Source organism: Caldibacillus thermoamylovorans, assembly GCF_000751775.1.
GTDB classification, from domain to species: domain Bacteria; phylum Bacillota; class Bacilli; order Bacillales; family Caldibacillaceae; genus Caldifermentibacillus; species Caldifermentibacillus hisashii.
In genome coordinates this window covers 61,849-83,364 of record NZ_CCRF01000083.1, presented here as the reverse complement: position 1 = coordinate 83,364, position 21,516 = coordinate 61,849, and the positions used below count along the sequence as shown (strand labels likewise).

Annotated in this window: 20 protein-coding genes and 1 CRISPR repeat array (1 of these 21 only partly in view); of the genes, 17 read left to right on the top strand and 3 right to left on the bottom strand. The window is 39.4% G+C overall.

The window, feature by feature from the left end:
• Window positions 1-61 precede the first annotated feature (61 nt).
• Window positions 62-781 carry a YebC/PmpR family DNA-binding transcriptional regulator gene (locus tag BT1A1_RS14480; protein WP_034772555.1) on the bottom strand — a complete coding sequence of 240 codons (720 nt, stop codon included), beginning with the start codon at window positions 779-781 and terminating at the stop codon, window positions 62-64.
• A 372-nt stretch (window positions 782-1,153) separates the two neighbouring features.
• On the opposite strand from BT1A1_RS14480, the gene BT1A1_RS14475 reads away from it, so the two are divergent.
• The 6 genes from BT1A1_RS14475 (at window position 1,154) to BT1A1_RS14455 (ending at window position 7,647) form a co-directional block, all read left to right on the top strand.
• Window positions 1,154-2,584: a S41 family peptidase gene (locus BT1A1_RS14475; protein WP_034772553.1), complete on the top strand. Its 1,431-nt coding sequence runs from the start codon at window positions 1,154-1,156 to the stop codon at window positions 2,582-2,584.
• A 203-nt stretch (window positions 2,585-2,787) separates the two neighbouring features.
• Window positions 2,788-3,975: a PDZ domain-containing protein gene (locus BT1A1_RS14470; protein WP_034772552.1), complete on the top strand. Its 1,188-nt coding sequence runs from the start codon at window positions 2,788-2,790 to the stop codon at window positions 3,973-3,975.
• Window positions 3,976-4,252: 277 nt separating this feature from the next.
• Complete coding sequence (locus BT1A1_RS18810; protein WP_156103256.1) at window positions 4,253-4,420, top strand: hypothetical protein; 168 nt, start codon at window positions 4,253-4,255, stop codon at window positions 4,418-4,420.
• 82 nt (window positions 4,421-4,502) lie between these two features.
• Window positions 4,503-4,922 carry an arsenate reductase (thioredoxin) gene (gene arsC / locus BT1A1_RS14465; RefSeq protein WP_034772549.1) on the top strand — a complete coding sequence of 140 codons (420 nt, stop codon included), beginning with the start codon at window positions 4,503-4,505 and terminating at the stop codon, window positions 4,920-4,922.
• A 195-nt stretch (window positions 4,923-5,117) separates the two neighbouring features.
• Window positions 5,118-5,483 (top strand): ArsR/SmtB family transcription factor, encoded by a 366-nt coding sequence (locus BT1A1_RS14460; protein ID WP_034772547.1) that lies wholly within the window; start codon window positions 5,118-5,120, stop codon window positions 5,481-5,483.
• On the top strand, window positions 5,476-7,647 hold the full coding sequence (locus BT1A1_RS14455) for a heavy metal translocating P-type ATPase (protein ID WP_051989161.1): 2,172 nt from the start codon (window positions 5,476-5,478) through the stop codon (window positions 7,645-7,647). The genes BT1A1_RS14460 and BT1A1_RS14455 overlap by 8 nt, the downstream gene beginning before the upstream one ends.
• 103 nt (window positions 7,648-7,750) lie before the next feature.
• On the opposite strand, the gene BT1A1_RS18805 is transcribed toward BT1A1_RS14455, so the two are convergent.
• A complete protein-coding gene (locus BT1A1_RS18805) occupies window positions 7,751-8,170 on the bottom strand; it encodes a hypothetical protein (RefSeq protein WP_156103255.1) in 420 nt (139 codons plus the stop codon).
• A 17-nt stretch (window positions 8,171-8,187) separates the two neighbouring features.
• Window positions 8,188-8,325, bottom strand: coding sequence for a hypothetical protein (locus BT1A1_RS18800; protein WP_156103254.1), 138 nt, complete (start codon window positions 8,323-8,325; stop codon window positions 8,188-8,190).
• Here BT1A1_RS18800 and BT1A1_RS14450 point away from each other — a divergent pair.
• From BT1A1_RS14450 to BT1A1_RS14405, 11 genes are all read left to right on the top strand, one after another.
• Complete coding sequence (locus BT1A1_RS14450; protein WP_034772545.1) at window positions 8,297-8,563, top strand: hypothetical protein; 267 nt, start codon at window positions 8,297-8,299, stop codon at window positions 8,561-8,563. The two genes, BT1A1_RS18800 and BT1A1_RS14450, sit on opposite strands and share 29 nt — an antisense overlap.
• On the top strand, window positions 8,557-8,823 hold the full coding sequence (locus BT1A1_RS14445) for a hypothetical protein (RefSeq protein ID WP_034772542.1): 267 nt from the start codon (window positions 8,557-8,559) through the stop codon (window positions 8,821-8,823). The genes BT1A1_RS14450 and BT1A1_RS14445 overlap by 7 nt, the downstream gene beginning before the upstream one ends.
• 5 nt (window positions 8,824-8,828) lie before the next feature.
• Window positions 8,829-8,975: a hypothetical protein gene (locus BT1A1_RS18795; RefSeq protein WP_156103253.1), complete on the top strand. Its 147-nt coding sequence runs from the start codon at window positions 8,829-8,831 to the stop codon at window positions 8,973-8,975.
• A gap of 154 nt (window positions 8,976-9,129) precedes the next feature.
• Window positions 9,130-10,077, top strand: coding sequence for a ring-cleaving dioxygenase (locus BT1A1_RS14440; RefSeq protein ID WP_034772540.1), 948 nt, complete (start codon window positions 9,130-9,132; stop codon window positions 10,075-10,077).
• Window positions 10,078-10,449: 372 nt separating this feature from the next.
• Window positions 10,450-10,797 (top strand): hypothetical protein, encoded by a 348-nt coding sequence (locus BT1A1_RS14435; RefSeq protein ID WP_034772538.1) that lies wholly within the window; start codon window positions 10,450-10,452, stop codon window positions 10,795-10,797.
• 107 nt (window positions 10,798-10,904) lie between these two features.
• Window positions 10,905-12,710, top strand: a complete 1,806-nt coding sequence (locus tag BT1A1_RS14430) for a M3 family oligoendopeptidase (protein WP_034772535.1) — start codon at window positions 10,905-10,907, stop codon at window positions 12,708-12,710.
• A gap of 266 nt (window positions 12,711-12,976) precedes the next feature.
• Window positions 12,977-13,324 carry a metal-sensitive transcriptional regulator gene (locus tag BT1A1_RS14425; RefSeq protein WP_034772533.1) on the top strand — a complete coding sequence of 116 codons (348 nt, stop codon included), beginning with the start codon at window positions 12,977-12,979 and terminating at the stop codon, window positions 13,322-13,324.
• 64 nt (window positions 13,325-13,388) lie between these two features.
• The gene (copZ, locus tag BT1A1_RS14420) at window positions 13,389-13,595 is read left to right on the top strand and encodes a copper chaperone CopZ (RefSeq protein WP_034772531.1); all 207 of its coding nucleotides are present in this window, start codon (window positions 13,389-13,391) and stop codon (window positions 13,593-13,595) included.
• A 446-nt stretch (window positions 13,596-14,041) separates the two neighbouring features.
• Window positions 14,042-16,456, top strand: coding sequence for a heavy metal translocating P-type ATPase (locus BT1A1_RS14415; RefSeq protein ID WP_034772528.1), 2,415 nt, complete (start codon window positions 14,042-14,044; stop codon window positions 16,454-16,456).
• A 293-nt stretch (window positions 16,457-16,749) separates the two neighbouring features.
• A complete protein-coding gene (locus BT1A1_RS14410) occupies window positions 16,750-17,193 on the top strand; it encodes a MarR family winged helix-turn-helix transcriptional regulator (protein WP_034772525.1) in 444 nt (147 codons plus the stop codon).
• Between the two features lie 221 nt (window positions 17,194-17,414).
• The gene (locus BT1A1_RS14405) at window positions 17,415-20,564 is read left to right on the top strand and encodes an MMPL family transporter (protein WP_034772523.1); all 3,150 of its coding nucleotides are present in this window, start codon (window positions 17,415-17,417) and stop codon (window positions 20,562-20,564) included.
• A 381-nt stretch (window positions 20,565-20,945) separates the two neighbouring features.
• Window positions 20,946-21,516: direct repeats of the CRISPR family, unit length 33 nt; unit sequence GTCGCACTCTTCACGGGGTGCGTGGATTGAAAT (it continues 132 nt past the right edge of the window).

Here is a 21,516-nt window from a genome sequence, read left to right as displayed (position 1 = left end):
CTTTTAAAAAAAGCCGATTCCGGTCACTTGATTGAAACCAAAATCGGCCTTTCTCCATTCATTAATCATCCAAATTAACATTATGATAAACTTGTTGAACATCATCCAAATCTTCTAACGCATCAATTAACTTTTCAAATTGGGCTTTTGCTTCACCACTTAATGTGATTTCTGTCTGTGGGAGCATTGTGATTTCCGCAACGGAGAATTCGGTAATTCCTGCGTTTTTCAATGCTTGTTGAACTGCATGAAACTGTTCCGGTTCAGCATAAACAATCACACTGTCTTCTTCTTCCAAAATATCACGAACATCAATGTCCGCTTCCAGTAAAATTTCAAGCACTTCATCGGAGGTTTTTCCTTCAAACATAAACACTGCAGTCGCATCAAACATATACGTTACAGAACCGGTAACCCCCATATTTCCACCGTTTTTACCAAATGCGGCACGGACATCTGCTGCAGTCCGGTTGACATTATTGGTTAAGGCATCCACAATAATCATCGAACCGTTTGGACCGAAACCTTCATAGCGGAGTTCATCATAATGCTCATCCGAACCCCCTTTTGCCTTTTCAATCGCCCGATCAATGATATGACGCGGAACATTATACGTTTTTGCCCGTTCAATGACAAATTTCAACGCTTGGTTTAATTCCGGATCCGGCTCCCCTTTTTTTGCGGCAACAAAAATTTCCGTACCGAATTTCGCATAAATCCGGCTTGTATTTTTATCTTTTTGTGCTTTCTTTTCTTTGATGTTATTCCATTTACGACCCATTGGACACACGCCTTTCTCCATATAGAATAGATATATTTTAGTAAGAAATATACGGTAATGTATGTACTGCGGAAAATCGTCTTTTCTACAGATTGTACAAAATTTCACCTCAATATTATACAACAAAATAAAGCAAGTAGTGAATTTTTATTATTAAACGTTTATGAATAAAGATGAAAAGACACCGGATATAGGATGAAAAAACACAGGGACCGATGTACAAAACCTAAATGAATAGACCTACACAACATTTATTAAAAGCCATGGAGTACCGCTACCAACTTCTTATAAGGGATAAAAATCTAGTTCATAACTTGTCCGCTAAACTCATATATTTGAATGAATGACATTTAATGGCAAGGAGTGACAGATTTGCGAAAAACCCACGTGGCAATTTTGGTGACCTTTGCAATAATCTTTTCATCATTAGCAACTTACACAAGTATACAAATATTTTCAGATGACAAAACAGAGATAAGAAAGACAGAATATCGTCATTTGCCAAATGAATTCTCAAAAATAGAACAGGCTTATGAGCTGATAACGAAAGGGTATATTGAAAACGTAGATCCAGAACATCTTGTTGAAGGGGCGGTAGAAGGAATGCTGGCCACTTTGGGTGACCCTTATTCGGTTTATATGAATGAGGAAAAAGCAAAAGAATTTAACCGATCTTTAGACTCTTCTTTTGAAGGAATTGGTGCTGAAATGAGTGAAGTTGACGGCAAGGTCATTATTGTATCCCCATTTAAAAATTCTCCGGCAGAAAAAGCGGGTCTGAAACCTTTTGATGAGATTGTTGCCGTTGACGGACAAGATGTTAAGGGTCAAGATTTATATGAAGTAACATCTAAAGTACGCGGCAAAAAAGGAACGACGGTATCATTGCAAATATTACGTGAAGGTTTAAGTGAACCGATTTCGATTGAAGTAATAAGAGATAAAATCCCAATTGAAACAGTTTTTTCTGAAATTATTGAACAGGAAGAAAAGAAAATTGGATATATTACGATCACTTCATTTGCGGAAGAGACAGGCGAAGATTTTTTAAGCCGGTTAAATACTTTGGAAAAAGAAAAAATAGATGGGTTAATTATTGATGTCCGCGGCAATCCGGGTGGTCTTTTGCAAAGTGTAAAGAAAATTGCCGGAGAGTTGGTGCCAAAAGAAAAACCGATGTTTCAAATTGAGGGAAGAGATCAAGGGCAAGAACAATATTTTTCGAAATTAGCAGAAAAGAAACCTTATCCCATCGCGGTTTTAACCGATAAAGGAAGCGCATCGGCCTCAGAAATTTTAGCAGCCGCATTGAAGGAGGCAGGCGGTTATCCGACCATTGGCGAGACGACATTCGGAAAAGGGACGGTTCAACAACAAGTCGATTTAGGGGATAAGAGCTATATAAAATTAACGATGTATAAATGGTTGACACCGGATGGGAACTGGATTCACGGACGAGGAATTAAACCGGATATTTATGTTGTTCAGCCGGATTTGTACCATGTCCACCCATTACAAATTGATCAGCCACTAAGTAAAGATATGAATAATGGGCAGGTCAAGAATGCTCAGTTGATATTGAAAAGCCTGGGTTATGAACCGGGGCGGGTAGATGGCTACTATAGTGAAACAACGGAAACAGCTGTGAAACGATTCCAAAGAGAACATAACTTGCCGGATACGGGTATCATTAATGAGAAAACAGTTAGGAAGATGGAAAAGAAAGTAGCTGAAGCAAAAAGAAAAAAAGAAAATGACCGCCAGTTGCAAATGGCCCTGCGATATTTTCAGTATCAACATTAATGTTTAAGGACTGCACTCTTTGTGTAGTCCTTTCTTGTTATTCTTAATCCATTTAATAGTTAAGCTGTTTGAAACGTTTTTTGATATTCAATCTAAAATTAAATAATAGATAGGTTTTTTTATCCATATTTGCTAAAATAGTAGATAATAACCTATTAAATGATCCTATCGATTTAAAATAAAAATCTCGGGGGGTGTCGGGCTTGGAGTGGTTGCTTGAAATTGGAAAAGGGATTGGAAAATTCTTCTTAGACCCGTTACTTTATCTTGGAATCCTTTATGCTGTTTATCTTGGCTATATACGGGTAAAAAGAGAACGAAGGAATTTTCATATACGTATCCAAGATGGTTGGTTTGAGACGCGTATGTATTTTGGGAAAGGACTTATTTGCGGGCTTATTTTTTCCATCATTACTTTACTAATTGGGAATATCATCCCGCTGGCATTTGTTTTGACCGTATCAGCTGTTACGATTTTATTTTCCATCATCTTAAAACCGGGTTTGCTTTCCCCGGCATATACGATGGGGACCGGCTTTTTCTTAATCATGCTTATTACTATGTATCAAATTGAAGTTCCTATTTTTCAAAACCTCTTTGCACAAATGGATACAGCAATCATTCCGGGGGCAGCCTTTTTAACGGGGTTGTTATTACTGGCGGAAGGGTTGCTCGTATTCAAAAATGCCAGTCAACACACATCGCCGAAATTGATACGCAGCAAAAGGGGAATGAACATGGGTGTCCATGAGTCAAAACGATTATGGATGGTTCCGCTGTTATTTTTAATCCCTGCTGATGCACTTTCCGTACCGTTTGACTTTTGGCCGGTTGTTCCTATTGGTCAGTCGACTTTTAATTTCCTGTTTATCCCGTACTGGATCGGGTTTGGTAGCCAAATTCGCAGTGTTCATCCGAGTCTGGGAATTAAAGGGCAGGGAAAGCAAGTGATTTGGTTGGGAGTTTTAGTTACCCTGATTGGAGCGGCAGGATTTTGGTTTGAACCGGCAGTAATTGTGGCGATGGGCATTGCCTTAATCGGTCGCCTGCTGATTTCAATGGTTCATTATTATCAGGATAGCGGGCAGACTTACTATTTTTCGAAAAACCATTCCGGAATTGTGATTTTGGATATTATTCCGGGGACGGCAGCTGAAAAAATGAAGTTGAAGATCGGTGAAGTAATCAAGACGGTAAACGGGATTCCTGTTCAAAATGAGCAACAATATTATGAAGCGTTACAGAAGAACCGGGCGTTTTGCCGGCTGGAAGTAATAGATGATAATGGGGAAAACCGCTTTGTCTCCAGGGCATTATACGAGGGAGAACACCACGAACTGGGCATTATTACATTTGGCAATGAAAATAGGTGGGAACAAGACGTAGGTTGATTGGGCGGAATCTGACCATAATGACTCGGAATGACAGGTAAAAGGAACAAAATATTTATCTGGAGGAATGGCATTTAAAAAATTGTCATTCCTTTCTTAATCTATCGAAGCTTCTTCTGGTGTTGCGCAGTGGAATTAATGGGGGGACTGTTGATTTCTCGTAGTCTACTGGTGAATTCGCAGGGGTTATTGTTGAATTTTTCAATTTTACTGTTGAATTCATGTCCGAGTACTGTTGAATTTCCCTTTTTTTACTGTTGATTACGGGGTGTTACTGGTGAATATTCCAATTTTATTGTTGAATTCATATCCGAGTGCTGTTGAATATTCTTTTTTTACTGTTGATTACGGGGTGTTACTGGTGAATTCAGGGATTCTACTGTTGCTAGTTGGGTCCGGGTACCGCTCAGGTAAGGAAACTGAACCGTTGACACTAGGCTGCTAAATTTTGACTACTAACCTTCTTATCTGTAGAGAATAAAAATGCTTAAAATTAACAAATTTAATAAAAAAGGAGATGAACTGGTTTGTCTAAAAAAACAATCTATTTTTTGTGTACTGGTAATTCCTGCCGCAGCCAAATGGCAGAGGGGTGGGCAAAAAAATATCTAGGTAAAGAGTGGAATGTTTATAGTGCAGGAATTGAAGCACATGGATTAAATCCAAATGCAGTGAAAGCAATGAAAGAAGTCGGAATTGATATTTCTAATCAAGCATCGGAAATTATTGATGCTGAGATTTTAAATCATGCAGACTTAGTTGTGACTCTTTGCGGGGATGCTCGGGATAAATGTCCGGTTACGCCACCACATGTAAAAAGAGAGCATTGGGGCTTTGATGACCCGGCAAAAGCGGAAGGGACAGATGAAGAAAAATGGGCAGTATTTCAGCGGGTACGGGACGAAATTGGGGAGCGGATTAAGCGTTTTGCTGAAAAAGGTGATTAAGGTGAAAAATATGTGGTAGGAAAGGAATTAATCGTAAATTTTGTTCGATACCACTACAGTTAGAAGTTTTATATGTATCAAAAAATAATCAATAGAAATATATATTCAAATGATTGTTTGACCGTTTGAATATGAGAGCATATAATAATTAATATAATAGTCAAATCATCATTTGAATGACAGGGGAGAAAAAATATGAATAATGATATTTGTGAAATAACGTGTATAAATGAGGAAAAAGTAAACAGGGTGAAAACGAGCTTAGCTGAACAAAATTCTACAGATGTTGCTAAAATTTTCAAGGCATTGTCTGACGATACAAGAATTAAGATTGCTTATGCTTTGTCAGTTGAGGATGAATTATGTGTGTGTGATGTAGCCAATATTACTGGTTCTACAATTGCCACAGCTTCTCATCATTTAAGGCTATTAAAGAATTTAGGTATAGCGAAATATCGTAAAGAGGGGAAGTTAGTATTTTATTCTATAGATGATGAACATGTGAAGAATTTAATCCATTTAGCATTTGCTCATCAGAAAGAGGTTAGGGAAATTGAGTGAAGCAACTATTTCTGAAAATAAAAATGTTTATCGGGTTGAGGGATTTTCCTGTGCAAATTGTGCCGGAAAGTTTGAGAAAAATGTTAAGAAGCTACCGGGAGTACAGGATGCAAAAGTGAATTTTGGCACCTCGAAAATTACTGTTTACGGTGAAACAACAGTGGAGGAATTGGAAAAGGCAGGTGCCTTTGAAAATCTTAAAGTATTTCCGGACAAGTCAGAAGCGCCATCGTCAACAGTGAATCAAATAGATAAAGAGGTGACGAAAGAGGCGAAAATTCCATTCTATCAAAAACACAGTACACTTTTATATGCTTCATTGCTAATTGTTTTTGGATATCTTTCTCAGTTTATCAATGGGGAAGAAAACCTAATTACTTCAGTGCTATTTATCGCATCGATTGTCATCGGAGGGCATTCACTTTTTAAAACAGGTTTTCAAAATTTGTTCAAACTTGATTTTGATATGAGAACATTGATGACGGTTGCTATTATTGGTGCTGCTTTTATAGGAGAATGGGCAGAAGCGTCGATTGTTGTTATTCTTTTTGCCATAAGTGAAGCCATGGAGCGATATTCAATGGATAAAGCCAGACAATCCATTCGATCATTAATGGATATTGCCCCAAAAGAAGCACTTATTAGGCGAAATGGACAAGAAATGACGGTCTCTGTGGATCATATTTTGGTTGGAGATATAATGATTGTTAAGCCCGGTCAAAAAATCGCGATGGATGGAATTGTCATTAGCGGTACTTCTTCAGTAAACCAAGCAGCAATTACAGGAGAGTCCGTACCGGTTTCTAAAACCGTTGATGATGAAGTATTTGCAGGAACGATTAATGGAGAAGGATTACTTGAAGTAAAAATTACGAAACTTGTAGAGGATGCAACGATTTCAAAAATTATTCATCTTGTTGAGGAAGCACAAGGTGAACGCGCTCCGGCACAAGCCTTTGTTGACACATTCGCTAAATATTACACGCCCATTATAATGGTCATTGCCGGATTAGTTGCGATCATACCTCCTTTGTTTTTTGATGGAGATTGGGGAACATGGGTTTATCAAGGATTATCAGTTTTAGTTGTTGGCTGCCCTTGTGCATTGGTTATATCTACGCCAATTTCAATCGTTTCAGCAATCGGAAATGCTGCGAAAAAAGGTGTTCTTATTAAAGGTGGTATTTACTTAGAACAAATGGGTACTGTAAAGGCCATTGCATTTGATAAAACAGGTACATTAACAAAGGGTGTTCCAGTAGTTACTGATTTTTATGTGCTGAACGATCAAATCAATGAAAATAAGCTGTTATCCATCATTACTGCGTTAGAATATCGTTCTCAGCATCCGCTTGCTTCTGCCATTATTCGAAAAGCAGAAGAAATGAATGTTACTTATTCTAATGTAATCGTGAAGGATTTCACCACAATTACAGGTAAAGGGATTAAGGGTACTGTAGAAGGAACAACTTATTATGTAGGTAACCTAAAGCTTTTTAAGGAAGTACCAAATGCGAATTTTGATAACAGCTTAGAAGATAGAATAACCAATCTTCAAAACGAAGGGAAAACAGTGATGATTTTTGGTACAGAAAAAGGAATACTTGCCTTAATTGCGGTAGCTGATGAAGTACGTGAATCTAGTAAAAATACCATTCAAAAACTGCATCAACTTGGAATTAAAAAGACGGTTATGCTTACAGGTGATAACAAAGGCACTGCAAACGCAATTGGTCGGTATGTAGGTGTTTCGGAAACTCAAGCAGAATTGATGCCGCAAGATAAATTAGCTGTTATTAAGCAGTTAAGATCTGCGTATGGAAACGTTGCTATGGTTGGTGATGGTATCAATGATGCTCCTGCTTTAGCGGCTGCAACTGTCGGAATTGCGATGGGGGGAGCTGGAACGGATACAGCACTGGAAACGGCAGATGTTGCTCTTATGGGAGACGATTTAAGTAAGCTTCCATTTACGGTAAGACTAAGCCGAAAATCGTTAAATATTATTAAAGCAAATATAATCTTTGCAATAGGTATTAAATTAATTGCCTTATTATTGGTCATTCCCGGCTGGTTAACGCTGTGGATTGCAATTCTATCAGATATGGGGGCAACTCTTTTGGTGGCACTAAATGGTTTACGACTGATGAGAGTGAAAGAATAATTAAAAACTTGAGTTTCGCATCCCAAAGACGGGGTGAGTGGTGTTTTGTCACCCAAAAAAGGAGTTTTTCGGCTGAAAATGGTGACGAGAAAGGTTCTCGTCGTCAAAAAATGGGGTTTTCCGGCTGAAAATGGCGACGAGAATGGGCTTCGTCGCCAAAAAAGAGAGTTTTTCGGCTGAAAATGGCGACGAGAATGAATCTCGTCGTCAAAAAATGGGGTTTTCCGGCTGAAAATGGCGACGAGAATGGGCTTCGTCGCCAAAAAATAGGGTTTCCCGGCTGAAAATGGTGACGAGAATGGGCTTCGTCGCCAAAAAATAGGGTTTTTCGGCTGAAAATGGTGACGAGAATGGGCTTCGTCGCCAAAAAATAGGGTTTTTCGGCTGAAAATGGTGACGAGAAAGGTTCTCGTCGCCCAACAAAAGAGTTTTTCACCCAAAAGTGACGACGAGAATGGGCTTCGTCGCCAAAAAATAGGGTTTTTCGGCTGAAAATGGTGACGAGAAAGGTTCTCGTCGTCAAAAAAAGAGTTTCCCGCCTCAAAATGGCGACGAGAATGAATCTTGTCGCCAAAAAGTGAAGTTTCTCGGCTCAAAATGGCGACGAGAATGAATCTCGTCGTCAAAAAATGGAGTTTCTCGGCTCAAAATGGCGACGAGAATGAATCTCGTCGTCAAAAAATGGGGTTTCCCGCTTCAAAATGGTGACGAGAAAGGTTCTCGTCGTCAAAAAAAGGAGTTTCCCGCCTCAAAATGGCGACGAGAATGGGCTTCGTCACCCAAAAAAGGAGTTTTCCGGCTCAAAATGGTGACGAGAAAGGGTTTCGTCGTCAAAAAATGGGGTTTTCCGGCTCAAAATGGTGACGAGAAAGGGTTTCGTCGCCAAAAAAGGGAGTTTTCCGGCTTAAAATGGTGACGAGAAAGAGTCTCGTCACCAAAAAATGGGGTTTCCCACCTCAAAATGACGACGAGAATGAATCTCGTCGCCAAAAAGTGAAGTTTCCCGGCTCAAAATGGCGACGAGAAAAGGTCTCGTCGCCAAAAAGTGAAGTTTCTCGGCTCAAAATGACGACGAGAAAAGGTCTCGTCGTCAAAAAATGGGGTTTTCCGGCTCAAAATGGTGACGAGAAAGGTTCTCGTCGTCAAAAAATGGAGTTTTTCGGCTCAAAACGGTGACGAGATTGGGCTTCGTCACCCAAAAAAGAAGTTTTCCGGCTGAAAATGGCGACGAGAAAGGTTCTCGTCGCCCAAAAATAAAGTTTCGCCCGCAAAAATGCCGACGAGAACAGGCCTCGTCGCCAAAAATCAATGGAAAATGGGTCGCGTAATTGATAAAAATGAAAGACTTTGATTGCAATGTTTGACATAAGGGAAATAGGATAATATAATTGTCACGATTTAAAGATAGTCTTTATTGTTACATCCTTTGACTATTACATGCAGTTATCCTAACTTCATTGAATTATAAGGAGAAAGATTAATTTGAAAAAAACAAAGGGTATCCACCATATATCAGCGATTGTTGACCATCCCCAAGAAAATATTGATTTTTATACACGGGTGTTAGGGTTACGCCTGGTAAAAAGAACGGTCAACTTAGATGATCCGGGAACTTATCATTTTTATTTTGGCGATGAAAAGGGAACTCCGGGAACCATTATCACGTTCTTCCCATGGCCAAATGCAAAATATAAAGGAAGAATCGGAGGAGGCCAAGTTGGGGTTACATCTTATGTTATTCCTTTTGGAGCAATGCGTTTCTGGGAAAACCGTTTAAAGGAATTCTTTATTCCGTATAAAAAATCCGCTCGCTTTGGTGAACAGTATTTGCAATTTGTTGATCCGCATGGGTTACATTTGGAATTGGTGGAGCGAAACGAAGGAAAACAAAATGAATGGAGTGTTGACGGAATCACTTCTGAAGTAGCAATTAAAGGATTTGGTGGTGCCTTATTATTGTCCACCGATCCGGAACGAACTTCAGAAATGATATATAAGGTGCTCGGGCTTGATTTTGTAGGTGAAGATGATGATTATATCCGCTTCCGTTCACTGGATGATCTAGGAAATATCATTGACATTAAGAAAGATCCGGTACCACAAGGACGAATAGGTGTTGGGACGGTACATCATATTGCGTGGCGTGCGGATGAACAAATGGACCAAACCCAATGGAAAAAGCTAATAGAAAGCGATGGTTATCAAGTAACCGATGTGAAGGACAGACATTATTTCCATTCGGTTTATTTTCGGGAACCGGGAGAAATTTTATTTGAAATTGCCACCGATGTTCCCGGGTTTTTAATAGATGAACCTTGTGATCACTTAGGAGAAGAACTAAAATTACCACCTCAATTCAAGCACTTACGAGGAAAAATTGAAGCCGGTCTTTTACCAATTGAAGTGCCGGTAGCGATAAAAAATGATTAATCAAATAAGTGGTCAACCATTAATGTGGTGTTTGCCCCATTTTTCTTGATTTTTCCCCGACTTTGCCAATTACAAAAAAATAAAAGGCTGAAAACATTGATTTAATAATGTTTCCAACCTGTATTATCGTTTTTACTATGTATATATGCTTTAATCTTTTTATAAAACTATTTGTACAATAATTTAAAAAAGCCTTATGTAAAAGTCTTATGCATATCTACATTCAAAAAATAATTAACTCCTTGAAAATGTTGATCTGACAATGTTTTCAAGGAGTTTTTACTGTCAAAGTCGGGAAAAATAAAATCTAGGTTAGCCAATATTGGCATCCGGTTAATCGAAGTATTCCGTGAACCTGTTCGACAAGCTTTGTTGGAAAGTAATCGGTTTGAAGCACCGTTAACAATCGATGAAGTGGCAGAAAAAGCATCACGGTTCATCAATTTGGGCAATCAAATGGGTGAAGGGTGGTTGTTAACCGGAGAAATAGCTGAATTGATGGATGCCGGTGTAGACAATGTTGTCTGCGTCCAACCGTTTGGCTGTCTGCCGAACCATGTTATTGCGCGCGGAATGTTTAATGCTATCAAACAATTCTACCCGTATGCGAACCTGATTGCTATCGACTTTGATGCAAGCATTAGTAAGGTGAACCAAATTAATCGGATCAAGTTGATGATCAGTATCGCCAAAAACGGCATGGTACAGAGGAATGTTTAAGAATCAGACTCGAGGATGATTTGAACAAATTTTTCACAAAACAAATCCAATTGTTTCCATTCCGACGAAAAAGCATTAAAATGGAAATATCGAAAGGAGTGAAAGAGATGAAATATGTAGACACATGGGATTTAGATGCGATTATCCCAGGTGGAACGAAATCACCTGAACTGCAAGAAAAATTGCAAAAAATTGATCAGCAAATAAACGAGTGGGAGCAACTGATTAAGCAATGGAATTTTTCAGAAAACCAATCAGCTGAACCATTTAAAAGGATTTTAGAAAAACAGGAAACCATTGAAAAAGGGCTTTCCCAATCGGCAACATTTGTGCAAATGTGGCATGATGCATTCATGAATGATGAATATGCAAATGTCGTTATGGGTCAGATTTTAGATTTAGTCAGTAAGTTGGAAAATATAAATACAGCTTTTACGAAAAAGTTGGTGGCCATTTCGGATCAAGATTGGAACACATTTTTACAAGATGATGAGTTAAAAAAGGTTGCCTTTGCCCTAAATGAAATTCGTGATAAAGGAAAGCGGCTTTTATCTGAGGCGGAAGAAAAAATTATTACGGAATTAAACAAAGACGGGCTGACGGCATGGAGCAGACTGTATGATACTGTGGTTTCCATGATGACGATTCCGTTTACTGATAAAGACGGAAAAACGGTGGAACTTTCTGTCGGTCAAGCGATGAATCGAATGTATGCTGATCCGGATCCGGAAGTTCGAAAACAATTGTTTACGAATTGGGAAGCAGCTTGGGAAAAATTCGCACCAATCTTTACTGACACGATAAATCATTTAGACGGGTTCCGAATTACTTTGCAAAATTTCCATAACCGCAAAGACTATTTAGAAGAACCGCTGGAATATAATCGGATGACAAAAGATACATTGGATGCGATGTGGACAGCAGTTGCTAATAATAAACAACCATTCATCGACTTTTTAAAGCAAAAGGCAAAACTGCTTAACATGGAGAAATTAGGATGGCAAGATGTCGATGCTCCGGTTACGGTGGGTGACAGTAAAGCGACTCGTTTTACATATGATGAAGCTTGTGATTTTGTCATTGAACACTTTGCCAGCTTCGGACCAAAATTGGCAGACTTTGCAAAACATGCCCTGGAAAATCGTTGGGTGGAGGCAGAAGATCGCCCGAATAAACGGCCGGGCGGGTATTGTACAGATTTACCGGAATTTGAAGAGTCCCGGATTTTTATGACATTTACCGGTTCAATGAGCGATGCCAGTACGCTTGCCCATGAATTAGGCCATGCATTTCATAGTCATGTTATGCGGGATTTGCCGAGATTAAATCGGAATTATGCCATGAACGTTGCTGAAACGGCCAGCACGTTTGCGGAAACGATTATTGGGAATGCAACAGTCGCTAATGCAAAAACAGATGCGGAAAAAATTTCGCTACTAAATGATAAACTTGGCAATGCCGTCGCTATGTTTATGAATATCCATGCCCGGTTTATTTTTGAAAATAACTTTTATCAAGAACGGACGAAAGGAATTGTCTCCGAACAACGCTTAAATGAGTTGATGGTGGAAGCGCAAAAAGAAGCTTATTGTGATTGTTTGGCCGGGTATCATCCGCATTTTTGGTGCAGCAAATTGCATTTCTTTATCGATGATGTACCGTTTTACAACTTTCCGTACACTTTCGGCTACTTGTTCAGTTTAGGTATTTATGCAGAATTCCTGAATAATCCGACCGGGTTCGAGGAAAAATATATTGCCTTGTTGCGAGACACCGGCACGATGAAAGTGGAAGAATTAGCAATGAAACATCTCGGTGTTGATTTAACGAAACCTCAATTTTGGGAAGCCGGTATTCAACTGGCAGCGAAAGACGCTGAAGAGTTTATCCGCTTGTCGGAAAAATTGGTTTAGTGTGAAATTCAATTTATACTGCGTGCTGTTATAGGCGCGGTATGAATTGAATTTTTATAATAAAATACTACTCAGGGTTTGTGAAGTATAATATGATAAAAAAAAGATAAGACACAAGCAAGGTTCAATTTATTAGTGAAGTATATCTGGAGAAAAAAGAAGACACTCCATCATATATATGCTCAGCAAACACACCAATCAAAAAACTTTACATACAGTAGGGGGGTATAGTATGATAAAAATATCAGGAAGGGGGTATACTCCAAATGGAAGAAGTGAAACAACCTGAACTGGAAAGCTGTGCAGAAGTTGAATGCTGCACCTCGACAAGTGAACGGAAAAGTCACCATTCCGAACAGACGAAGAAAAACTTGGTAACCCGGCTAAATCGGATTGAAGGGCAAATTCGCGGTGTTAAAGGGTTAATTGAAAAGGACACATATTGTGATGATGTCCTCACTCAGATTGCAGCAATCCAGTCAGCGTTAAACGGTGTATCCAAAATCCTTCTCGAAGGTCACTTGAAAAATTGTGTCGTCGAACGTATCCAAGAGGGTGATATGGATGTACTTGATGAATTTTTAACGACGATTCAACGGGTGATGAAAAAGTAGTTCGCAGCTTTAATGGTAACAAATAATTATATTCTTTTATCAGAAAAAAAGGAGATGTATATTCATGGAACACGTGACATTAACCGTTCATGGCATGTCTTGCGGGCATTGTGTAAAAGCGGTAGAAGGCAGTGTCGGCGCATTAAATGGTGTTGACCGCGTTGTTGTAAATTTAGAAGAAGGGAAAGTGGATGTTGACTACAATCCTGAAGTTGTGACCCTTGATACGATTAAAGAAACCATTGATGATCAAGGATACGATGTCGTTTAAGATTTGCACAACCCGTGTTCTTTCGAGGGGCACGGGCTCTTTTTGAAGACCATTTTCGTAAACTTTGTTGCGATTGATTTGAGAAAATAAATCGTTCATACAAGAGTAATTTTGTCAAAGAAAATTTTGTTACTATCAACCTGATGTTCATCCGGGAGTAAATTTGTTAAAAATATTTTTCAAAAACTTTGTTGCGATAGATCTGAGAAAATAAACCGTTTATACAAGAGAAAAGTTATCAGAGCTATTTTTAAAAATCTTGTTGCTATTGATCCGAGCCCGGCTTGCCAAACTTGTGCCGTACCGGGGTTTGAAGTCTGAATTCCGATAAGACATCATTGGCGAGTCACCAGTTACTTTATTTAAAACAAATGCCAACAAACTTTTAATAGGTAATCTTTTCAAAAAAACATACCCCATATAGGTATGGAGGAGGTGTGAAACATATGACTACAAAAAAAGAAACAAACCTGCAAATCCTTGGCATGACCTGTGCAGCATGTGCCAATCGGATTGAAAAGGGATTAAATAAAATCGAAGGGGTTGAGCAGGCAAATGTAAACCTGGCACTGGAAACAGTCAGTATCAAGTTTGACCCTACAAAAACAAATCTCCAAAACTTCGAGGAAAAAATTAGAGATCTCGGCTATGATGTGGTCAGTGAAAAAGCTGAATTTACGATTACCGGGATGACCTGTGCGGCATGTGCCAACCGGATTGAAAAAGGCTTAAATAAAATGGATGGCGTCGCAGCGGCTACTGTCAATCTTGCCCTAGAAACTGCCACCGTCGAATACAATCCGTCCGTCGTGTCACCAAAAGACATGATTGAAAAAGTGGAAAAGCTTGGCTACGGAGCTATTGAAAAACGTGACGAAGAGAAAGCAAACGTCGATTACCGGGAACAAGCAATCCAGAGACAAAAACGGAAATTCATTATATCCGCGATCCTCTCATTGCCGCTCCTATGGACGATGTTTGCCCATTTCTCGTTTACGTCTTGGATGTATGTACCGGATATTTTTATGAATCCATGGTTCCAACTTGCCCTTGCTACTCCGGTCCAATTTATTATTGGAAAACAATTTTATGTTGGCGCATATAAAGCGTTACGTAACGGCAGTGCCAATATGGATGTACTCGTGGCAATGGGTACCTCGGCCGCATATTTTTACAGTTTGTACTTGGTTCTTCGGTCTCTCGGTGCTCATCACCATATAGAAGGTTTATATTTTGAAACAAGTGCTGTCCTAATTACCTTAATTTTGCTGGGAAAATATTTTGAAGCAAAAGCAAAGGGGCGATCATCCGAAGCAATCAAAAAATTAATGGGTCTCCAAGCAAAAACAGCTACGGTCATCCGGGATGGGGTGGAGACAATCATCCCACTGGAAGAAGTTGTTGTTGGTGATCACCTTCAAGTAAAACCGGGAGAAAAAATACCGGTAGATGGTATCATTATTAGCGGGGAGTCAGCTATTGATGAGTCGATGCTTACCGGAGAAAGTGTTCCGGTTGATAAAAAGGCTGGTGATACAGTAATCGGCGCAACCATTAACCGAAATGGCTCCCTCCGTATTGAAGCAACCAAGGTTGGTAAAGATACGGCTCTTGCGCAAATTATTAAAGTGGTTGAACAAGCTCAAGGTTCGAAAGCGCCTATTCAACGGTTAGCTGATAAAATATCCGGTATTTTTGTTCCGATTGTTGTTGGGATTGCGCTGATTACATTTCTCGTTTGGTATTTTATCGTTGACCCGGGTGAATTTGCTGTAGCATTAGAAAAACTAATTGCCGTACTCGTTATCGCCTGTCCATGTGCCCTCGGACTTGCGACACCGACATCGATTATGGCCGGATCCGGTCGCGCCGCTGAATACGGGATTTTATTTAAAGGTGGCGAACATTTGGAACGGACGCACAACATCACTACCGTTATTTTGGATAAAACCGGAACAATTACAAACGGAACACCTGTATTAACCGATGTGATTGTGGAAAATGGTTGGCAAAATGGGGAGTTTCTCCGGCTGGTCGGTACAGCGGAAAAAAATTCTGAACACCCTTTGGCCGAAGCAATTGTTAGTGGCATCCAGGAAAAGGGAATAGCGCTTGGCAAAACCGAACAATTTGAAGCAATTCCGGGATTTGGAATCAAAGCAGTTGCTGATGGGAAGGAAATTCTTATTGGTACAAGGAAATTACTTGACCAATATCATATTGATTTTACCGTGGCCTCCAAAACAATGCAGCAATTGGAGGAAAATGGAAAAACAGCCATGCTTGCAGCAATCGATGGGAAACTTGCCGGTATCGTTGCTGTTAGTGATACAGTAAAAGACACCTCAAAAGCAGCAATCAAACGGTTGAAAGAAATGGCCATCGAGGTTATTATGATTACCGGCGACAATGAACGGACGGCCAAAACGATCGGTGAGCAAGTCGATGTCGATCGTGTCATTGCAGAAGTACTCCCTGAAGGTAAAGCGGAGGAAGTGAAAAAACTGCAACAACAAGGCAAAATTGTCGGCATGGTTGGTGATGGGATCAATGATGCTCCTGCTCTTGCCACTGCCGATATCGGTATGGCCATCGGGAAAGGAACGGATGTTGCCATGGAAGCCGCCGATATTACCCTTATACGTGGCGACTTAAACAGTATTGCCGACGCTATTTTTATGAGTAAAAAAACAATTACAAACATCAAACAAAATCTTTTCTGGGCATTTGCCTATAATACAATTGGTATTCCGATTGCCGCGATGGGCTTTCTAGCACCATGGTTGGCCGGTGCAGCCATGGCCTTCAGTTCGGTATCGGTTGTGTTGAATGCATTACGATTGCAACGGGTGAAATTATAAAATTGCTGAGAATCATTTTCTTCCGTATAATTTCCTGTAGTATTAAAATCGACACCATCCATTTCTGTGGGGGTGTCTTTTTTTACGTTAAGAATGTATAAATTTCCAGCAAAAAAGCAAATTCGATGTAGTGTGGAATTTTAAAAATTAAGTATAAGCGCAACTATGAATTTCTTTTTTCCAATAAATGCTTGCTTGAACAGCAGAAAACTTACTGATAAAATATGAAGAGATAGTTCACATAGTGAATAGTTTACCATATTAACTAATATAATAAAAAGGATTTGATGTTAATGGAAAACTTATCCATTCATGAAATTGTTGAACGTTATATACAACTTACACATGAAGTCTGGAAACGGGGTGAAGCTTTAATAAGAGATGAGATTGGGGAAGTTCTGACCAATGATCAGCATTATCTCTTGCGCTATATTTATCGGCAAAAAAGGTGTACACCAACAGAATTGGCCGCTGCCTTCTCTGTACAAAAAAGTGCCATTACTGCTATTATCAACCGGCTTGTCGAAAAAAACCTAATCAAACGTACACAAGATGTGGATGATCGCAGGGTCATTTACTTAACGCTTACGGATCAGGGGGAAATTTTGTATGAACAAACGGAAGCGAAAATATTTAAACTAGTTGAATCCATTATAACAAAGTTTAATCAGCAAGAAATTGAGAGCTTCTTAAAAATGTACGGAAAACTTGCGGAAATTTTAAAGGAAACGCAATAGATTCTATGAAACTTTAATAGCCAAAGAAAAATTTCTAAATAGGTTGGGAAAACGAATCATTAATGGTGGAGGCAGACCCGACAAGTGTCGCAGACAACCACTACATTTCATACGAAAAAAAAATGAATCCTATAATAGTGAGGCGAGCCTGACAATAGGCAAGAACCATCACTAGATTTTACACGAAAGAAACGAATCCTATAATGATGGAGGATATATAAATGAAAGGAATTATTAAAGCAAAATGGCTGATTGTTGTAGCTTGGATTGTTGCTGCCGTCATATTGTTTTTCACCGCTCCAAACATGGCGGATCTTGTTCGTGAAAAAGGACAGCTCGATGTTCCGGACGGCTACTCATCAAAAGAGGCACAGAAGATTTTAAATGAAATTAATAAACAAAAGGGTGCAGAAAATACAACATCGGTTGCTCTCGTTTTTCACAATAAAGATGGTCTGACGGAAAAAGATATAGAACAAGTGAAGAAAGCTGTCAAACAACTTGAAGACAAAAAAGAGCAACTGGGGATTACAAATATATTAACTCATTTTAATCAGGAAGAATTAAAAGATCAACTTGTATCAAAAGATGGTAAAGCGATTCTCGTTTCTTTGTCCGTCGAATTGAAGGATCGGACGGCACATGAATTAAGTGATGATTTGTACAACGCAATTGAGAATATTAAATTGGAACACTATTATACCGGAAATCTATTTGTTAATGAAGATGTCATTCTCACCTCAGAAGCCGGGTTGAAAAAAACAGAGACGATTACTGTTGTATTCATTTTAATCGTCCTCATTGCGGTTTTCCGTTCGATTGTGACACCATTTATTCCGTTACTTACGGTAGGGATTAGCTATTTGGCTTCACAATCAATTGTTGCTTTTTTAGTGGAATTTTTGAACTTCCCGTTATCAAATTTTACCCAAATTTTTCTTGTGGCGGTCCTGTTCGGTATCGGAACCGACTATTCAATATTGCTGTTGAGTCGTTTTAAAGAAGAGTTATCCGCCCGGGAAAATTTAACGGATGCAATTGTAGAAACTTATCGCCATGCCGGAAAAACGGTTTTATTTAGTGGAATTGCAGTTTTAATCGGTTTTGCGGTTATCGGATTCTCGCAATTCAAGCTCTATCAATCCGCAGCAGCTGTAGCCGTTGGGATTGTCGTACTTTTAGCTGCTTTATTCACGATTGTTCCATTTTTTATGGCTGTTCTTGGGAAAAAACTGTTCTGGCCGTTGAAAGGAAGCTTGGAACATAAACCAAGCCGGCTTTGGACATTTGCCGGACGGATTTCTTTTGCCAGACCACTTGTATCTTTATTAATCGTTGCCGTTATTACGATTCCTTTTATTGTTACGTACAATGGCGGTTTATCCTACAACTCAATGGATGAAATCGGTGAAGGTTATTCATCGGTAAAGGGATTCGATATTATTAAAGATCGTTTTGGCCCGGGTCAGGCTATGCCGACGACAGTTGTTATTAAAAATGATGAAGAAATGGATCAAACCGAATATATGTCCATCATAGAAAATATTAGCGGTGAGTTGGAAAAGGTAGATGGTGTCGACACCGTGCGTTCCCTTACCCGTCCGACCGGCGAAAAATTGGATGATCTATCTGTGGCCAGCCAAGCTGAGGTATTAAAAGATGGGATTAATGAAGGGAATGATGGAATTAAACAGATTCGTGACGGGTTGGATGAAGCAAATTCCAAACTCGCCGCATCATCACCACAAATTACCGAAGCAAAAGACGGGATTAGTGCCTTAGTTTCCGGTACGAAAGAATTACAGACAGGTATAGGTCAATTGCAAACAGGTCTTCAGCAAATTGAAGCCGGTATTCGCCAAGGTTCAACCGGTGCCGGAGAGGCAAAAGCGGGACTTGAAGAGATTAAGAAAAATGCTGAGCAAATGTTGGCCGGATATAAACAGCTTGCCCAAGGTTACAGTGAAGTCCAAACCAATTTATCTACGATACAAACAAACTATAAAAATATTGAAAATGGTTTAGTAGAGCTTAATAGCAAACTTTCAAACCTCCAACAAGCGTTTGATTTTCTTGAATACTATTTGAACAGCCGACCGGAAAGTGATCAGTTGAAAAAGAATGCAGTCGAAAGTTTTAAAGGGATAAAAGTGTATTATACTGCTTTACAACAAAATCTCCCTGCGATGGCAAACGGGATTACCGAATTGAATAAAGGTCTCGGTGCTATTACAGAAGGTTTGAAAACAGCGAATACGAATTTTGCTAAACTTAATAACGGGCAAGAGCAACTAATCAATGGATTGCAAAGCGTGATTGACGGAATTGACGCTTTAGAAAAAGGACTTGATTCAGCCGCTGATGGTCAAGGCACTATTATCAAAAAGTTACCGGCTGTAAGTTCTGGCCTCGGTGAAGTAAATTCGGGTCAACAACAATTGTTGGATGGATTTTCCCAACTTGGCGGTCAGTTCGGTCAATTGACTGACGGTCTCGGTCAAAGTGTTAATGGACTTACGCAAATTCATGACGGATTTACAGAAGCGGAAGGATTTTTATCAGAGTTAGCCAAAAGTAAAGAAGACACAGGTATATTTATTCCGGACGAAATTTTAGAAGATAAACAATTCGCCCAAGTACTGGATACGTATTTATCACCTGACAAAAAAATTGCCAAGATAGATGTTATTTTCAGTGAAAACCCGTATTCAACAGAAGCAATCAATCAAGTAGGAGAACTGGAAGCTGCAGTCGAACGTGCTGTGAAAGATACAAAGTTAGAAAATGCGAAAGTAAAAGTCGCCGGTGTAACGAGCATGAATCATGATCTGGGAACCATGTCAGATCAAGACTTTTCCAGAACGGTTGTATTTATGTTGGTCGGTATTTTCATCGTACTAGTTATCCTATTCAGATCATTAATTATGCCGATCTATATTGTAGCGTCCTTACTGCTTACTTATTTTACAACGATGGGTATAACCGAAGCGATTTTTGTTAATTTGCTCGGTTATGAAGGATTAACTTGGGCCGTCCCATTCTTCTCATTTGTTATTTTAATGGCTCTTGGCGTCGACTACAGCATTTTCTTAATGGGCCGATTCAATGAATATCGCGGTGAACCGGTTGATAAAGCAATGATCCTTGCCATGGGCTCAATGGGCTCAGTCATCATTTCGGCAGTCATCATCTTGGGCGGTACATTTGCAGCGATGCTTCCAAGTGGTGTCTTATCATTGTTACAAATCGCCACAGTCGTCATTTCCGGTCTCGTCCTATACTCAGTGATCATGCTGCCGCTATTTATTCCGGTCGTCGTCAAAATCTTCGGCAAAGCCAACTGGTGGCCGTTTGTGGGTAAGAAAGATTAGTACTTGGAAAAGAGCTTTAGATCAACCTAGAAGGAAAGTATATATAGTCATCTCCTTAAGTTTAAATATAACCAATTAAAACCACCTCAGAAAGGTAATTGAGCTGGTTTTTTAATAAATGGTGAAAAATCAATGCAGATTCGTTAATATATATTTAAGGAGAAAATAAGTTAATTTGGTTATAGTCCTTGGAGGGAAAAGAAAAAATGTAGGTGCGAATAGTAAGTGAACATGATTTCATTAGGGGATTCGCACAAAAAATTACTATTAAATTATCCAGTATTTCCCATTAATGTTAATATTTTTTGTTTTGTTCTTTAGTTACCTAAAGGAAATAGTGTATTTCTGTAATTATTTAATAAAAAAATTACAGAAATCGCTGTCGCACTCTTCACGGGGTGCGTGGATTGAAATAGATGTCAAGATAAGGATTTACAACAAGGCTAAGTCGCACTCTTCACGGGGTGCGTGGATTGAAATGTATAAATAAATGTTGACAAGGTGTTATATTGATGTCGCACTCTTCACGGGGTGCGTGGATTGAAATCTATTATATTCCCAGTGGCAATTTCACCCTTTTGTCGCACTCTTCACGGGGTGCGTGGATTGAAATTGCTAAAGTCTTTAATACTTTTAAAACCGCTATGTCGCACTCTTCACGGGGTGCGTGGATTGAAATTATAATACTTAAAAAAACAAGTCTCGTAATGTGGGTCGCACTCTTCACGGGGTGCGTGGATTGAAATTCCTTTTTAATAAATTGATAACGAAAGCATTTTACGTCGCACTCTTCACGGGGTGCGTGGATTGAAATGTTGCGGATAAAGTATTCGGCGGACAGTTTACACGGTCGCACTCTTCACGGGGTGCGTGGATTGAAATCTTCGAACATTTCACGTAACGGCTCCGGTCCTGACGTCGCACTCTTCACGGGGTGCGTGGATTGAAATAA

Bases quoted from the DNA above. Each gene is read 5' to 3' on its own strand.
- BT1A1_RS14480 (WP_034772555.1), bottom strand. From the start codon at position 781: ATGGGTCGTAAATGGAATAACATCAAAGAAAAGAAAGCACAAAAAGAT.
- BT1A1_RS14460 (WP_034772547.1), top strand. From the start codon at position 5,118: ATGAATAATGATATTTGTGAAATAACGTGTATAAATGAGGAAAAAGTA.
- BT1A1_RS14450 (WP_034772545.1), top strand. From the start codon at position 8,297: ATGGCGACGAGAATGAATCTCGTCGTCAAAAAATGGGGTTTCCCGCTT.
- BT1A1_RS14445 (WP_034772542.1), top strand. From the start codon at position 8,557: ATGGTGACGAGAAAGAGTCTCGTCACCAAAAAATGGGGTTTCCCACCT.
- BT1A1_RS14430 (WP_034772535.1), top strand. From the start codon at position 10,905: ATGAAATATGTAGACACATGGGATTTAGATGCGATTATCCCAGGTGGA.
- BT1A1_RS14425 (WP_034772533.1), top strand. From the start codon at position 12,977: ATGGAAGAAGTGAAACAACCTGAACTGGAAAGCTGTGCAGAAGTTGAA.
- copZ (WP_034772531.1), top strand. From the start codon at position 13,389: ATGGAACACGTGACATTAACCGTTCATGGCATGTCTTGCGGGCATTGT.
- BT1A1_RS14415 (WP_034772528.1), top strand. From the start codon at position 14,042: ATGACTACAAAAAAAGAAACAAACCTGCAAATCCTTGGCATGACCTGT.
- BT1A1_RS14410 (WP_034772525.1), top strand. From the start codon at position 16,750: ATGGAAAACTTATCCATTCATGAAATTGTTGAACGTTATATACAACTT.
- BT1A1_RS14405 (WP_034772523.1), top strand. From the start codon at position 17,415: ATGAAAGGAATTATTAAAGCAAAATGGCTGATTGTTGTAGCTTGGATT.